Origin of the sequence: Candidatus Rhodoluna planktonica, assembly GCF_001854225.1 — a bacterium.
GTDB classification, from domain to species: domain Bacteria; phylum Actinomycetota; class Actinomycetes; order Actinomycetales; family Microbacteriaceae; genus Rhodoluna; species Rhodoluna planktonica.
Window position 1 is genome coordinate 966,454 of the sequence record NZ_CP015208.1, and the last position, 15,117, is coordinate 981,570.

Sequence of the window (15,117 nt, forward strand, 5' to 3'; positions counted from 1 at the left end):
CGGGGCTAACCGCCGACTGAATTGTTCTGGTGCGCTACTACAGTAGCACCTTTAAAGTCGACAGCCAACATTAGGGCGCGCCATTGTGGATAATGTTCAGCCGCCAATTTAGCCGCAGCTTGGCGCTGCAACGGGTCGCTAGCCAAAACCAAAACAGATGGGCCGGCCCCTGAAACTACGGCGGCGTGGCCGTTTTCACGCATTAATTCGACCAAAGAGTTGGTCTCTGGCATTGCAGCTGCTCGGTAATCTTGGTGCAGCCGATCTTCGGTAGCCGCCATCAGTAAATCTGGGCTTTGAGTCAATGCAGCAATCAACAATGCCGACCTAGAGACGTTAAACACGGCGTCTTCGTGCGGTACCGATTCAGGTTGCAATGAACGAGCCAGAGCGGTCGACATTTTGTGATTTGGCACCAACTCGAGCAGTGCAACACCGCGGTGTACAAAAAGTTTTTTGTAGTGTGGTCCGGTTTCGTCAGTCCAGGCGATGGTTAGCCCACCAAATAAAGCTGGAGCAACATTGTCTGGGTGGCCCTCGATTTCGGTTGCCAACTCAAGTAAATCTTGGTCGCTAATCTCAACAACGCTAGCAAGTAAGCCCTTGGCGGCAACAATTCCTGATACCACTGCGGCACCGGATGACCCCATTCCACGACCGTGCGGAATGATGTTATGTGCTTTCAAGCGCAACCCAGGAACTTCCTGACCAAAGCGATTGAAAGTGAAGATTATTGACTGAACCACCAGGTTGGTGGCATCGGTAGGTACTTCGCCTGCACCCTCGCCGATAACTTCAACAAAAGCACCCTCGCCGGCAACAGCCTCAACTTCGAGTTCGTCGTAAAACGACAAAGCCATTCCCAGGGTGTCAAACCCTGGACCTAGGTTGGCCGAGGTAGCGGGAACCCTGACGGTAACTTTTTTGCCGATTATGCTCATCGAATTACTTCTTTTGTAGACCTAGACGCTCTGCCACTGCCTCAACTCGGTTGGCAACTGCCTGAGGTTTTATTCCGCGGCCACGCTCATCCTTGAGAGCCCACATTGGATCTTTCAAGCCGTGTCCGGTGACGGTAACCACGATGGTTGAACCGGCTGGAACTTCGCCCCGTTTTGAGTGCTTGTAAAGACCGGCTGCTCCGGTTGCTGATGAAGGCTCAACAAAGACGCCAACCTCGTTTGACAAGAAGCGGTGCATCCACAAAATTTCGGCGTCGGTTACGGCACCAAACTGGCCGTTAGAAACCTGCTTGGCGTTCTGTGCCAGATCCCACGATGCAGGGTTTCCAATTCGAATTGCGGTGGCGATAGTGTCGGGCTTGAGCACTGGTGCTCCGGTGGTGAACGGTGCTGAACCGGCAGCCTGGAAACCCCACATTTTTGGAATCTGACGAATTCTTCCAGCTTCTAGATCTTCTTGGTAACCCTTGAAATAGGCAGAGTAATTGCCTGCGTTACCCACCGGCAAGACGTGAAAATCAGGAGCAAAACCGAGTGAATCAACAACTTCGAAAGCACCGGTTTTTTGACCTTCGATGCGGTCTGGGTTGACTGAGTTCACCAGATGAACCGGGTAGTTGTCGCTAAGTTCGCGGGCGATTCGCAAACAGTCGTCGAAGTTGCCTTTGACCTGAAGAATCTGACCTTTGTGAGCTACGGCCTGGCTTAGTTTGCCGAGCGAGATTTTTCCGCGCGGAACTAGCACCACCGATTGGATGCCCGCCGCGGCAGCATAGGCAGCTGCCGAAGCTGAAGTGTTGCCGGTCGATGCGGCGATAACTGCTTTAGCGCCGTGTCCGACTGCTTTTGAAACAGCCATGGTCATGCCACGGTCTTTGAATGATCCGGTCGGGTTCATTCCCTCAACCTTTAGCAAAACACGCTCAGCACCAACCAATTTGGCAAGCGCAGGGGCCTCAACCAATGGGGTTCCACCTTCACCGAGGGTAATAATTGGCGAATCGGCACCGATGTCTAGACGATCAAAATATTCGCGAATAACTCCGCGCCACTGGTGTGCCATTAGATTCCCTCTACTCGGATAACTGATGTGATCGAATCGACCACATCACTCTCGGATAACGTCTGAACGACATCCTGGAGTGCTTTATTGGATGCTGCGTGCGTGCCAATTTCAAGTGTTGCAGTTTTACTGCGAACACCTTTGTCGACACGAACTGACTGCTCGACAGTTTCGATTGAAACTGAGCGGCTTGAGAAAACATTAGCGATAGTGGCGAGCACACCCGGCTCATCCTTGGCTTCAAGTGTGACCTGAAAGCGAGTATTGACCACATCGATGGGCAGAACTTCGAGGTTGGCATGGACCGAATCGGCCAAACCAGGACCTCCGGCAACGTGGCGTTTAGCAGCTGAAACCAGGTCTCCCAGAACAGCGGACGCGGTCTGCACACCACCGGCACCGGCACCGTAGAACATTAGCGAACCGGCGGCTTCAGCTTCAACGAAGACAGCGTTGAATGCGCCACGAACGGCACCCAAAGGATGAGTGCGGTCAATCAAGGCTGGGTGAACGCGAACCGAGATTCCATCGGCATCGGCTAGACGCTCACAAATGGCAAGCAGCTTGATGACGTATCCGTCGCGTTGCGCTGCTTGGATCTGCTCAGCCGTGACCTTGGTGATTCCTTCGCGGTAAACCTTTTCAAGTGGCACTTCGGTGTGGAATGCCAGCGATGCCAGAATTGCCGCCTTTTGCGCGGCATCGTAAGCCTCAACGTCTGCGGTTGGGTCGGCTTCGGCATAACCTAGGGACTGTGCTTCGGCGAGCGCCTGATCAAAAGTGGCACCGGTTGAATCCATTTGGTCAAGGATGTAGTTGGTGGTGCCGTTGACGATTCCCATAATGCGGGTAACTTTGTCGCCGGCTAGCGACTCGCGAAGCGGTCGGATGATTGGAATTGCGCCGGCAACGGCTGCTTCGAAATAAAGTTGAGCACCGACCTGCTCGGCAGTATCAAAAAGTTCTGGACCGTGGGTAGCCAACAAAGCCTTGTTTGCGGTTACTACGTCTGAGCCGCTGTTGAGCGCCTGCAAAATGTAGTTTCTTGCAGGCTCAAGACCACCCATTAGCTCAACGACAATGTCGGCGCTCAAAATCAGCGACTGAGCATCGGTGGTTAGCAACTCTTTAGGAATATCGGCGTTTCGGGGTGAATTTACGTCGCGAACAGCGATACCAATGAGTTCAAGTTCGGCCCCAACCCGAGCAGCGAGTTCAGCCTTGTTCTCGATCATCAGTCGGGCGACCTGCGAACCAACAGAGCCGGCACCCAATAGCGCAATTTTTAGTGGACGGTATTCGGTCAAGGTTCTAGCCCTTCTCGTTTTTCTGTTGCTCTTGGAATCTAATGTCGCGACTGAAAAGATCTGCCTCAGTCTCGCCACGGATGATTAGTCTCGCCTCGCCAGAGCGAACTGCAACCACAGGTGGCCGAGTCAAAAAGTTGTAATTGCTAGAAAGCGAGTGGCAGTATGCGCCGGTGGTGGCAACTGCTAAAAGATCGTTGGGCTTGATGTCTCCTGGAAGATAATCGTGGCTCACCACAATATCGCCGCTTTCGCAGTGCTTGCCAACTACTCGAACCAGGGCAGGTTTGGCATCCGATTTTCGACCAGCGATTCGAGCGTGGTACTCGGCCTGATACAGAGCCGGGCGAGCATTGTCGCTCATTCCCCCATCAACCGAGACGTACTTTCTAACCTGAGGTTCTCCCTGATCAGTCACTGTCACGTCTTTGATTGTGCCGACGTTGTATAGCGTGATTCCTGCTGGCCCGGCAATGTAGCGTCCCGGTTCAAAAGCCAATACCGGGACTTCGATGCCTAAGTCTGCACAGACTGCAGAAACCGTGTCAGCGATAGCCTCCGCAAAATAACCTAGCTCGGGTGCTTCATCGGCAGGCTTGTAGGCTACGCCAAAACCCCCGCCTAAATTAATTTCTGGGATGTCGCCGTGGGCCAGTAATTCGGCGTGCAGGCCGAGCAGCCTTTTAGTGGATTCGATGAAGCCATCCGCGTTGAAAATTTGGGAGCCGATGTGCTGATGCAGTCCTAGAAATCGAAGGTGCGAGTGCGAGCGAATCTTGGCGACCAAATCGGCCGCTTCGGAAAGCGGGATACCAAACTTTTGATCTTCGCGGGCAGTGGCCAAGAAATCGTGGGTGTTTGCGTGAACACCGGTGTTGACCCTGAGTCGAACACCTTGAACCACATCTTGAGCACCGGCGGCAGCGGCAATTCGTTCAATTTCGATGTCGCTATCGATAACGATGGCACCCACACCGGCACTAACCGCACGACCAATTTCTTGGTTTGATTTGTTGTTGCCGTGTAATCCGATTCGTTTCGGATCAATACCACCGGCAAGCGCGGCCGCTAATTCGCCACCGCTGGCTACATCGATGTTGAGGCCAAGTTCGTCGACCCAAGTGACGATTTCGGTGCTTAGGAAAGCTTTGCTCGCGTAGTAAACCTTGGCGGTCGAACCAATCTTTTCGGCAGCTGCCGTGAGCACCGATTTTGCGCTTGCTGCCCGTGCTCGAAAATCGTCTTCATCGATGACGTAAAGCGGTGTTCCGTGCAAGGCGACTAATTCACCAGCACTGACTCCGGCAATCTGTAATTCTCCGGCTTGATTGCGCGAAGTATTTCTAGACCACACCGACTGGGCTAAATCATTGGCATCGACTGGCAGCTTTAGCCAGTCTGGGGCTAGCGTGTTTGGCACGGTTACATCCTCTCCGGCGCTGAAACACCCAGCAGAGCGAGACCGTTGCGCAAAACCACTCCGGCTGCGTCGTTGAGCCAAAGTCGGGTGCGGTGAATGGTTTCAACATCTGCACCAGAAAGCGGCGTGACTCGACAGTTGTCGTACCAACGGTGATATGCGCCAGCCACCTCTTCTAGGTAGCGGGCAACCCGGTGCGGTTCGCGGAACTCGGCAGCTTGAGCCACAACCCTTGGGAATTCGGTTAGTTTGGCAAGCAAATCAGATTCAGACTCATGATTGAGTAGCGCAGGGTCAAACTCGCTGCGGTCAACATTGAGGGTTTGCGCATTCTTGGCAACCTGAGCTGTTCTGGCATGAGCGTATTGAACGTAAAAAACCGGGTTGTCGTTGGTCTTTTTGGTTAACTGCTCAAGGTCAATGTCGAGACTTGAGTTGATCGAAGAGCGAGCCAAAGCGTAGCGGGCGGCATCGGTTCCTACGATTTCTACTAGGTCTTCAAGAGTGACAACGGTGCCAGCACGTTTAGACATTCGCACCGGCTCTCCGTCACGAACCAGGTTGACCATCTGACCGATCAAAATTTCCATGTTGAGGCCAGGCTTATCGCCAAATGCTGCACAGAGAGCCATCATTCGCGGCACGTAACCGTGGTGATCGGCACCGAGCATGTATATGCACTGGTCGAATCCGCGTTCACGCTTGTCAAGGTAATAGGCGATGTCTCCGGCAATGTAAGCAGCTTCACCATCGCTCTTGATGATGACTCGATCTCTATCATCACCAAAGTCGGTTGAGCGCAACCAGAGCGCCCCTTCGGCTTCAAAGGTGTGGCCTAGTTCAGTTAGTCGGGCAATTGCCTTTGGCACAGCGCCGCTCTCGTAGAGCGAATTTTCATGAAAATAGACATCAAAATCGACACCAAAATCGTGCAGCGACTGACGAATTTCGGCAAACATCAGATCTACGCCAGCGGCGCGAAACTTCTCTTGCGCCTGATCTTCAGGCAGCGACAAAATATCTTCGGCGGTTTCGGCTAAAACTCGCTCGGCAATTTCTTGGATGTAGAGGCCGCCGTAGCCATCTTCTGGTGCCGGCTCACCCTTAGCTTTAGCTAACAGCGACCTGGCAAATCGATCAATTTGAGCACCGTGATCGTTGAAGTAGTACTCGCGAGTAACGCTTGCGCCCTGAGCCTCAAACACCCTAGCCAGCGAATCGCCGACAGCGGCCCAGCGAGTGCCGCCCAGGTGAATTGGGCCGGTTGGGTTTGCTGAAACAAATTCGAGGTTTAGTTTCACTCCGGCCAGAGAATCACCGCGACCAAACGCCTCGTTTGCCTCAACAATCGTTTTTGCCATCTGGCCAGTTGCCGCCGCGCTGAGCGTGATGTTGATAAAACCAGGGCCAGCTACAGCAACGGTTTCGATGTCATCCAGTTTCTGCAGTTCTGCGGCTAGCAGCTCGGCAAAGCTTCGCGGATTGTGGCCAAACTTGGCACCCAACTGCATGGCCACATTTGTTGCCCAGTCGCCGTGTTCGCGATTTTTTGGTCGCTCAATAACAACTTCGGATGGGATTTCGGCGTCGCCAATTTTCCCGTCAGCCTGAAGGCTGGCCAGGATGCGAACAATCGCTGCAGACAAATCTGCTGGAGTCAAGGTTTGGCCTAACTAAGACAAAGTCGAGTTCTCAGAATTTTTGGCGGGGTGCTCAAAAAGAGAAGTCTTGTAAATCATACCGAAATCAACCTTTTCATTGGATTTTCTCAGCCAACCAAACCTTTATCGTCCGGCGTCGCTGTTAGTCTGGTAGGACCCTAGCCCCCATAGCTCAGGGGATAGAGCGCCGCTCTCCGGAGGCGGGTGCGCAGGTTCGAATCCTGCTGGGGGCGCGTGTTTGGAATTGATTGGCTAGAGCCTGAAACCCTGATTGCTTCATTTGGTGTTTATGCACTGATTGGGGTTTGCGCCATCGTCTTTATTGAAACAGGTTTGCTGGTCGGTTTCTTTTTACCCGGTGACTCGCTGCTATTCGTCACCGGTCTAATGATTTCCAGCGGTGCCATAATTTTGCCGATTGGCGAAGGATATCCAGTTCCGATTTGGTTGGCCTGTCTACTGATATCAACTTCGGCCTGGTTGGGTGATCAGACCGGATACTGGATTGGTCGAAAAGCGGGACCGGCAATTTTCAATAAGCCGGAATCAAAATTTTTTAGTCAAAAAAATGTTTCTCGAACTAACTCGTTTTTTGAACGTTACGGAGCCAAGGCAATCATCCTGGCTCATTTCGTACCGGTAATGCGCACCTTCGTTCCAGTTGCCGCCGGTGTCGGCGAGATGCCTTACACCCGCTTCTTGAAATTGAATTTCATTGGCGTTCTCGGCTGGGGCACCGGTGTAACCCTGCTCGGTTATTTCCTGGGCAAAATCCCTTTTGTCGCAGACCACGTTGAATATTTCACAATTCTGTTCGTGGTGGTTTCGACAATTCCGATTGTGATTGAAATCGTGAAGGTTCGTCGCGAGCGTCGCTAAACCTCAACGAAGCGTCGCTGAGCGGACGCAAAATCTGATTGAGCGTCGACTTGTTGCTGCGACTACAAATGCTTGAGATAACTAGCCAGTTGTTCTAAAGCGGCTGCTCGGTGGCTGAGGGCATTCTTGACTTCAGGCTCTAGCTCAGCGGCGGTTAGTTCGAGACCCTCGGGGATAAAAATCGGGTCATAGCCAAACCCGTTTGGTCCAGCTTCAGCAAAAGCAACCCGACCCGCCCAAATGCCGGTAAAAGTAATTTCGTTTTCACCATCCACTAAGGCAATGGTGCAAACGAAGGATGCAGCGCGATGCTCGGGTTTCACATCGGCAAGTTGAGCCAATAAGAGTTCTCTATTTTTAGCGTTGTCGCGGGTACCCGACCAGCGAGCACTAAAAATTCCGGGTGCCCCGCCTAACACCTCGACGGCGAGCCCAGAATCGTCGGCGATGGCGGCAACGCCGGTGTGAGCATAGGCAGCCCGAGCTTTGATAAGGGCGTTCTCGGCAAAGGTGATTCCATCCTCGACCGGCTCTGGGCCGTCGTAACCCAATACCGAGAGGTCAGCAACACCCAGTTTGGCCAGAATCTGTTCGACCTCGACCACTTTGTGAGCGTTGTGGGTAGCTAAAACAAGTTTCATCGTGCCAGCGCTGCTTTTTGAATTGCGGTTAGTTGGTTTGTGCCAGCCAACGCCAAATCAAGCAACGCATTTAATTCATCACGGTCAAACGGTGCACCCTCAGCTGTCCCCTGAACTTCAACAAACTTGCCAGCACCGGTGACCACAACGTTCATGTCGGTTTCAGCCCGGACATCCTCGGTATAAGCCAAATCAAGAAATGGTTCTGAATCGATGATGCCTACCGAAACGGCAGCAACGCTATCGCGCAGTGGCTGCGCTTTAGCCGAGATAATTTTTTGTTCGCGGGCCCAGTTGATTGCGTCCGCCAACGCAATATAGGCACCGGTGATGGCTGCGGTCCGCGTACCTCCATCGGCCTGAAGCACATCGCAGTCGATGACGATGGTGTTTTCGCCTAGCTCTCTGACATCGACTACGGCGCGCAAAGATCGACCGATGAGCCTCGAAATTTCATGGGTTCGGCCACCAATTTTGCCCTTCACAGCCTCGCGATCACTTCGATCGTGGGTGGCTCGCGGCAGCATTGAATACTCAGCGGTAACCCAACCTTCGCCCTTACCAACTTTCCAGCGTGGTACTCCCTGAGTGAAAGAGGCTGTGCAGAGCACCTTGGTTGCACCAAAGCTGATTAGTGCTGACCCTTCAGCATGCGCACTCCAACCCCGTTCAACCGTAACTTCTCGAAGCTGCTGCGGGTTACGGCCATCTAGGCGAATCGTCATTAGAACCTTTCGGGATTATTTTTTAGCTAAGTTTTTCGACGGAAGTTACCTCTGGACCCAAAAACCTTCGAGCCAGGGTTTCAAAACTTTTAGCATCGCCGGTGGCTTTGAAAACCCTCTGCGGTGCCGAAGCGTCAGTGCGTTGCAAGTTGTGCGCAACGAGAGTTCGATAAACATCTTTTGCCGTCTCTTCGGCTGAAGAAACCAGGGTCACATCCTCGCCCATGACGTAGGCAATTGCACCGGTGAGCAGCGGATAGTGAGTGCAGCCGAGGACCAATGTGTCAACGCCGGCAGACTTGATTGGGTCGAGATATTCTTTGGCGGCCTGCATCAGCTCGGGCCCTGCCGTGATTCCATTTTCGACAAACTCGACAAATCTGGGACAAGCCGCTGAGCTGATTTCGACATCAACCGCGGCGGCAAAAGCGTCATCGTACGCCCGCGATGTGATTGTGGCATTTGTGCCGATCACACCAATTTTGTTATTCCGGGTTGCGGCAACTGCACGCCGCACTGCCGGTTGAATCACCTCAACAACCGGGATGCCCATACCCACGGTGTAACGCTCTCGCGCATCGCGCAAAACCGCGGCGGAAGCCGAATTGCAGGCAATAACTAGAAGTTTCACACCCTCGGCAACTAATCGATCCATCACGGCTAGGGCCAGCTCGCGCACTTGCGGGATGCTCTTTGGGCCGTAGGGAGTGTTGGCAGTGTCGCCGACGTAGACAATCGATTCGTTTGGCAACTGGTCGATGATGGCGCGAGCGACGGTAAGACCACCTACACCGGAGTCAAAAATACCTATTGGAGCGTCGTTCACGACAACAGTCTATTTGTCGTCGCCTGAACTCTTCGGGTCTTCTGGCCGGAGGCCCTCATAAATCTCTTTGCAGGTTGGGCAAACTGGAAACTTATCTGGATCTCGACCGGGTACCCAGGTTTTTCCGCAGAGCGCAACTACCGGGGTGCCTAAAACAGCCGATTCGACGATTTTTTCTTTACGAACGTAGTGGGCGTAACGCTCGTGGTCGCCGGGCTCCATGTTTTGGATCTGCTCCTCAAGCAAAGTTCCGCCCGCTGTCTGTCCGCCAATCTTGTCGGCATCCAGGCTTGCTTCAAAATTCATCAGTTCTCCAAATCGGCTGCGTTACCTAAGACTGCAGTCAAATCTATTTCTTTGCCGTCTCTGATTACGGTAACGGTAACTGTGGCACCGGCAGGTTCGTTTCTAACCGCAGCGGTGAGTTCGCTCGCCGAGGTAATGGTCTCGCCATTCAGTGCGATCACGATGTCGCCAACTAATAGTCCGGCCTTTTCGGCTGCTCCCCCGGAGGTAAGTTCTCGCACTTCAGCACCGGTAGTAAAGGTGCTCTGTCCATCGGCGGCATCGGTTACGGCAGCCCCGAGTAGACCGTGGCTCGCCGCCCCGGTTTCGATAATTTCATCAGCGATACGTTTCGCAGTGTTACTTGGAATGGCGAACCCGACACCGATGTTGCCTGATTGACCCGAGCTACCAGCCGAAGCGATAGCCACGTTGATGCCGACTAGCTGACCATTTTGATTTACCAGGGCGCCACCGGAGTTACCTGGATTGATTGCTGCGTCGGTCTGAATCACCTTCAGGCTGATTGCTCTTCCGGAGCCGGTGAAGAACTGCAGACCGCCAAAGCCATCAGAATTGTTTGGCACCTCAGCTGAAGCAACCTGAATTGTGCGGTTTAGAGCCGAGACAATTCCGTTGGTAACGGTGTTTGACAGGCCAAGCGGAGCGCCAATGGCAACCACCGAGTCACCGACATTCACGGAATTTGAATCGGCAAATTCAATTGGAGTGAAGCTCGCGGCCGTTTCAATTTTTACGACGGCCAAATCATTGGTCGCATCAACGCCAACAATTGCAGCTTGATAGATACGGCCGTCAAAAGTTTTTACCTCAACTACCGGATCACTGGATTCGCCGCCTAGGGTCACCACGTGGGCGTTGGTCAGAACATAACCATCCGCAGAGAGAAATACTCCAGAGCCATTTCCAGCCGATCTGGCACCAGCAACCGAAAGGGTTACTACCGAAGGCGAGGCTATCGTGGCAGCAGCGGTGACCCAGTTGACAGTCTGAGTGTTGTTCACGACGACCGGTGCTGGACGCGTGTAATAAGTGAACGCGGTGATACCCACACCCGCACCCACTGCTCCGCCGACTAGGGCACCAAGGGTGATTGCAGCGGTTCCGGTCAGAAACGTTGTGCGCTTAGCCATTTTTTGTTTGAAGTTAGGCTTTTGAACCTGGGCAGCCGGTGCGTCAAATAAGAATTGGCGATTGTAATCAGACAAGGTTTACCTCTCAGAACTTGTTGTGCTAGCAGAATTACAACCAAGCCTGAATAGTTTATGTAAATTCCCTGTAAGAAAACTCAAGAGTTTCTAGTCGCAGCCAAAAACATCGGTTCGGCCAAGACAAAGTTGGTCAACCAAACGGACCAAGCCGCTACCCGTTTCAGCTGAGCTTTGTTCAAGCCCTTCGCCAACCTCGACCTCGAGGTGGGCATTAAGCACGATGTTGCCAACGAAATGCCGGGTTGAAACCGAGGCTACGGTGGCATAAACCGAGTAGGTAACTGCCACGGAAACCAAATAGGTTCCAGCCGAGACAAATCGGGTCGAAGTAGTTTCAGACTGGGTTACGTAACCGTTAAGCTGCCACTGTTGGCCCACTGGCAGAAATTCAACCGTTGTTGATTTTCCAAGCAGCAAGCCGGTTCTCTGGTGCGCACTGGCATCGTGCGTGAAACTTACCCATTCACCAATCGACAAGACAGTACCGGCAGAACTCGAAATTGAAAATGCAGTCGGGTTGAAATCTTGTTCTTCTTGCTGCGCAGAGGTTGAGCCTGGCGTTGTGCTGGTTGAGATTTGGGTGACCTTGATTGGCTTTTTAGCTGGCGCCTTGGGTACGACCTTGGCAGTAGGTTTCTTGACCGGTGCTGGAATGCGATCGACCATAATTGGGCGAGCTGATTGTGGTAGCAGTTTCGGCTTTACCGCTGGCTTAGCGGTCGTTTTCGGTTTAGCTTGGGGAACCTGCTTAATCACAGTGGTTGCCGTAGCAGACCGCGCTGGTTGCACGCTACGTGCCGAGGCGCAGACGGTGACCGTTTGATTTGAAATTTTAGATTTTGCGGACAACCCACTAGTGGTTGAAACACAATCGGCTGCCGAGGATGGCGAGGGCGTAAGCCAAAGCGTGGAACATAGCCCGAAAGCAATTGCCGAAATTGCCGAGCGCTTTTGCCAAAACATAACCAGAAATTAGCGAAATTGGGTCATCCGCGCCTGAGTTATCCACAGACAAGAAACTTCCGGGTTGTCCGCAGATCCGGGTTGTCCAGAGACCTGGGTGGTCCCGAGAAAAGAAAAAGGTCCGATCGGAATCGGACCTTTTTATGGTTGCGGGGGCAGGATTTGAACCTACGACCTCCGGGTTATGAGCCCGGCGAGCTACCGAACTGCTCCACCCCGCGGCGAAGTCTCGAGTATAGCACGGTTCGCAGGTTCATCTCCAGTCGGCTACCTTGAAGCAGCCAATGCATCCTCAATGGCTTTTTGCAGCTGCTCTTCAGCCTCGCCGTAGGCGGTCCAGTCTTGGTTAGCCAGCGCCTCTTGCTTAGCCACAATTGCTAAACGCGCCCGCTCTAGCGCCGCCTTCAAGGCTGGGCTAACTTCAATTGGGCTCTCGCCAGCACCTGGATCGGTTGGTTCGGTCGGATCCGTTGGCTCGAGGCCGTCGCCGGCACTAGCTCCAGAGTCGCCGCCGAATAGAGAATCTAGAGCGGCATCAAGCGTGTCTTCGAAGGCAATCTTGTCACCGAAGGCGACCAATACCTTTTTGAGAAGCGGGAAGCTAGTTTCTCCAGTTGATTGGATGTAGACCGGCTGCACGTAAAGCAAGCCACCACCAACCGGCAGGGTTAGCAGGTTGCCCTTGAGCACCTTGGTTGATCCCTGGCTCAAGATGTTGAGCAAACGCGAAACCTCAGAGTCGGCATTGAAGGCGTTTTGGACCTGACCTGGACCCGGCACAATGCTGTCCGATGGCAAGTTCAGCAATCGCAACTTTCCGTAGTTTGCCGAAACTTTGCCGGCCTGGTTTCCAGCATCACTGCTGGCTACCAAATAACCCTTCAGCACGTTTCTACTTGACTCCCCGGTAGAACGCGGGATGTAGGTGCTGTAAATCGAGAACTCTGGTGCAGTCGCCCCCGGAGTTTTCATGGTCAGGTAGTACGGCGGCTGAAGTGCGTTCACCGCAGAAGCCGTGGTTGGGTCGTTCGGAGTCATCCAGGCGTCTTCTTGGGAGTAGAACGAACCCGGATCAGTCACGTGGTAGGCGCCCAAAATGGAACGCTGCAGCTTAAACAGATCTGCCGGATAGCGCACGTGAGCCATCAACTCGGCAGACATGTCTTTTACCGACTTCAAACTGCTCGGGAAGACTTTGCTCCAAGTTTTGAGAACCGGATCGGTGTCATCCCAGGCATAGAGCGTCACTTTGCCGTCGTAGGCATCGACGGTTGCCTTGACCGAGTTGCGGATGTAGTTGATGCTGCCGCGACTGAAGGTCTCTTGAGTGTTGCTGTCGGCAATTGCCGCAGCCAGATTGCTGGCTCGCGAATACGGATAGTTCGACGAAGTGGTGTAGCCATCGACTATCCAGAGCACTCGACCGTCTACGATAGCCGGATAGGCGTCGCTGTCGAGGGTGAGGTAAGGAGCCACGGCTGCTACTCGTTCACGCGGAGTTCGGTCGTAAAGAATTTGCGACTGCGAGTTGATCGCGTCAGATAGCAGGATTTGCTCGCTTTGGAATTTCAACGCATAGGCCAAGCGAGCAAAAATGTTATCTAGTTTTGGACCACCATCGCCTTGGAAGGTGGTGTAGGTCTGGTTCGCTTCGCCCTCGCCAGCTGGATAATCAAGCTCACGAGGTTCAGCCGAAGCTGGTGCACCAACAATCGAGTAAGGTGGTGAGTTTTCACCAAAGTAGATTCTCGGTTCATAGTCCCCGAGTAGACCGTTCGATGGAATACCCTGCTGCAAGAACACTGGCTGACCCTCAGTTGACCGCTGATTTCCGAAGGCGGCAACCACACCGTATCCGTGGGTGTAAACAATCACGTTGTTGTACCAAGATTGGGAATCCCCCAAACCGGCCTGGTTTAGTTCTCGGGTGGCAATGACGGTGTCTTGAGTCTTGCCATCGATTGTGTAGCGGTCTACATCGAGGTGGGTCTGGAAGCTGTAGTACTGCTTGTACTGCTCTAACTGCTTGAACGAGGCTGAGACTAGCGCCGGGTCAATTAATCGAATGTTTGCAGTGGTTTGCGCGTCGGCTCGAAGTGCACCAGCTTCGGCATCCGTGGTTGCCGCGTATTCGATTACTTCAACTTTGTCGAGGCCGTAAGCCGCACGGGTTGCATCGATGTTGCGCTTGATAAATTCGGCCTCTAGGGTGCGCTCGTTTGGTACAACCTGAAAAGTTTGCACCACCCAAGGGTAAAGACCACCCAAAACAATGGATGAGATAACCATCAATGCGGTTCCGAGAATTGGTAGTCGCCACTTGCCGATAACTGCGGCAAATAAAAACAGGATTGCGACGACAGCCGAGATTAGAGCCAAGATTTGGAAACCCGGGATAACAGCGTTTACGTCTTTGTAGGTGGCGCCGGTAAACAGCCCAGCACTTGATGTCATGGTCGCATACTGGTCGAGCCAAAGTGAAACACCTTGAACTAGAAGGTAGAGAGCAGCCGTAACGGCGATTTGGATTCGAGCCGCCTTTGACACCCTGGTTTCACGGCCGTTGAAACGGATGTTGCCGTAAACCAGATGAATTGCTGCAGCGACCAGGGCTGCTATGAAAAGTGCTGCCGAAACGTAGCTGACCAAGCCGGCATAGAACGGCAAATCAAAAAGGTAAAAGCTAATGTCCAGGCCAAATTGGGGATCGGTCTGGCCCGTCTCGGTGCGGTTAAGCCAAGCCAAAGCGGTTGCCCACTCGCGCGATGCGGCCAAACCACCCATGACTCCGAGCACTGCAGGCAAAGCCCACATGATGACCTTGCGCAATTGGTCTAGGGCCTGACGGTAGACCCCAAATGGGTCGCGCTCATCTGGGAACTTTAGATAAATTGGCCGGGTCTTGAAGGCAATAAAGAAGCTGCCCCAGACCATTGCTGCCATCAGAATTGCAGCTGATGCGAACAAACCTACTCGGGCGGCAATCTCGGTGGTGAAGACCTCGTTGTAACCCAATTGGCTAAACCAAAGCAAGTCGGTGTATAGACCCGATGCGCCAAGCAGCGCTGCGCCGACCGCAACCACTATCGAAATAGCGATTGAAGCTGGGCTTGGTTTTTTGAATACTGGCGGAGTTAGCGGGGTAGTCATTTT

The 15,117-nt window shown here is 53.2% G+C and carries 13 protein-coding genes and 2 tRNA genes; 2 read left to right on the forward strand and 13 right to left on the reverse strand.

Annotated features, from left to right (window positions below):
• Positions 1-5 precede the first annotated feature (5 nt).
• Genes thrB through argS form a run of 5 tightly spaced genes read right to left on the reverse strand, consistent with a single transcriptional unit; the run spans position 6 to position 6,413 of the window.
• A complete protein-coding gene (gene thrB / locus A4Z71_RS04825; protein WP_070954793.1) occupies positions 6-941 on the reverse strand; it encodes a homoserine kinase in 936 nt (311 codons plus the stop codon).
• A 4-nt stretch (positions 942-945) separates the two neighbouring features.
• Positions 946-2,025, reverse strand: a complete 1,080-nt coding sequence (thrC, locus tag A4Z71_RS04830) for a threonine synthase (protein ID WP_070954794.1) — start codon at positions 2,023-2,025, stop codon at positions 946-948.
• Positions 2,025-3,332: a homoserine dehydrogenase gene (locus A4Z71_RS04835; RefSeq protein ID WP_070954795.1), complete on the reverse strand. Its 1,308-nt coding sequence runs from the start codon at positions 3,330-3,332 to the stop codon at positions 2,025-2,027. The genes thrC and A4Z71_RS04835 overlap by 1 nt, the downstream gene beginning before the upstream one ends.
• Positions 3,333-3,336: 4 nt before the next feature.
• On the reverse strand, positions 3,337-4,752 hold the full coding sequence (gene lysA / locus A4Z71_RS04840; RefSeq protein ID WP_070954796.1) for a diaminopimelate decarboxylase: 1,416 nt from the start codon (positions 4,750-4,752) through the stop codon (positions 3,337-3,339).
• 2 nt (positions 4,753-4,754) lie between these two features.
• A complete protein-coding gene (gene argS / locus A4Z71_RS04845; protein WP_070954797.1) occupies positions 4,755-6,413 on the reverse strand; it encodes an arginine--tRNA ligase in 1,659 nt (552 codons plus the stop codon).
• Positions 6,414-6,574: 161 nt separating this feature from the next.
• Between argS and A4Z71_RS04850 the strand changes: the two genes are divergently transcribed.
• Both A4Z71_RS04850 and A4Z71_RS04855 read left to right on the forward strand, forming a co-directional pair.
• Positions 6,575-6,646, forward strand: a tRNA-Arg gene (locus tag A4Z71_RS04850).
• A 1-nt stretch (position 6,647) separates the two neighbouring features.
• On the forward strand, positions 6,648-7,292 hold the full coding sequence (locus A4Z71_RS04855; RefSeq protein WP_070954798.1) for a DedA family protein: 645 nt from the start codon (positions 6,648-6,650) through the stop codon (positions 7,290-7,292).
• Between the two features lie 62 nt (positions 7,293-7,354).
• Here A4Z71_RS04855 and rdgB read toward each other — a convergent pair whose 3' ends face one another.
• The 8 genes from rdgB to A4Z71_RS04895 all read right to left on the reverse strand — a co-directional run bounded on the left by rdgB (position 7,355) and on the right by A4Z71_RS04895 (position 15,114).
• Positions 7,355-7,933 carry an RdgB/HAM1 family non-canonical purine NTP pyrophosphatase gene (rdgB, locus tag A4Z71_RS04860; protein WP_070954799.1) on the reverse strand — a complete coding sequence of 193 codons (579 nt, stop codon included), beginning with the start codon at positions 7,931-7,933 and terminating at the stop codon, positions 7,355-7,357.
• Positions 7,930-8,658 (reverse strand): ribonuclease PH, encoded by a 729-nt coding sequence (gene rph, locus A4Z71_RS04865; protein WP_070954800.1) that lies wholly within the window; start codon positions 8,656-8,658, stop codon positions 7,930-7,932. Before rph ends, rdgB begins: the two co-directional genes overlap by 4 nt.
• Before the next feature lie 22 nt (positions 8,659-8,680).
• On the reverse strand, positions 8,681-9,484 hold the full coding sequence (gene murI / locus A4Z71_RS04870) for a glutamate racemase (RefSeq protein WP_070954801.1): 804 nt from the start codon (positions 9,482-9,484) through the stop codon (positions 8,681-8,683).
• 9 nt (positions 9,485-9,493) lie between these two features.
• Positions 9,494-9,790 carry a DUF3039 domain-containing protein gene (locus tag A4Z71_RS04875; protein WP_070954802.1) on the reverse strand — a complete coding sequence of 99 codons (297 nt, stop codon included), beginning with the start codon at positions 9,788-9,790 and terminating at the stop codon, positions 9,494-9,496.
• Positions 9,790-10,998, reverse strand: coding sequence for a S1C family serine protease (locus A4Z71_RS04880; protein WP_070954803.1), 1,209 nt, complete (start codon positions 10,996-10,998; stop codon positions 9,790-9,792). Before A4Z71_RS04880 ends, A4Z71_RS04875 begins: the two co-directional genes overlap by 1 nt.
• Before the next feature lie 90 nt (positions 10,999-11,088).
• A complete protein-coding gene (locus A4Z71_RS04885; RefSeq protein WP_070954804.1) occupies positions 11,089-11,964 on the reverse strand; it encodes a hypothetical protein in 876 nt (291 codons plus the stop codon).
• A 144-nt stretch (positions 11,965-12,108) separates the two neighbouring features.
• Positions 12,109-12,185: transfer RNA gene (locus tag A4Z71_RS04890), tRNA-Met, on the reverse strand.
• 46 nt (positions 12,186-12,231) lie between these two features.
• Positions 12,232-15,114, reverse strand: a complete 2,883-nt coding sequence (locus A4Z71_RS04895; protein ID WP_145943909.1) for a UPF0182 family membrane protein — start codon at positions 15,112-15,114, stop codon at positions 12,232-12,234.
• Positions 15,115-15,117: the final 3 nt, after the last annotated feature.

What these genes read in the sequence shown, in the direction of transcription:
- A4Z71_RS04885 (WP_070954804.1), bottom strand. Translation starts at nt 11,964, where the DNA reads ATGTTTTGGCAAAAGCGCTCGGCAATTTCGGCAATTGCTTTCGGGCTA.
- A4Z71_RS04875 (WP_070954802.1), bottom strand. Translation starts at nt 9,790, where the DNA reads ATGAATTTTGAAGCAAGCCTGGATGCCGACAAGATTGGCGGACAGACA.
- thrB (WP_070954793.1), bottom strand. Translation starts at nt 941, where the DNA reads ATGAGCATAATCGGCAAAAAAGTTACCGTCAGGGTTCCCGCTACCTCG.
- A4Z71_RS04895 (WP_145943909.1), bottom strand. Translation starts at nt 15,114, where the DNA reads ATGACTACCCCGCTAACTCCGCCAGTATTCAAAAAACCAAGCCCAGCT.
- rph (WP_070954800.1), bottom strand. Translation starts at nt 8,658, where the DNA reads ATGACGATTCGCCTAGATGGCCGTAACCCGCAGCAGCTTCGAGAAGTT.
- rdgB (WP_070954799.1), bottom strand. Translation starts at nt 7,933, where the DNA reads ATGAAACTTGTTTTAGCTACCCACAACGCTCACAAAGTGGTCGAGGTC.
- thrC (WP_070954794.1), bottom strand. Translation starts at nt 2,025, where the DNA reads ATGGCACACCAGTGGCGCGGAGTTATTCGCGAATATTTTGATCGTCTA.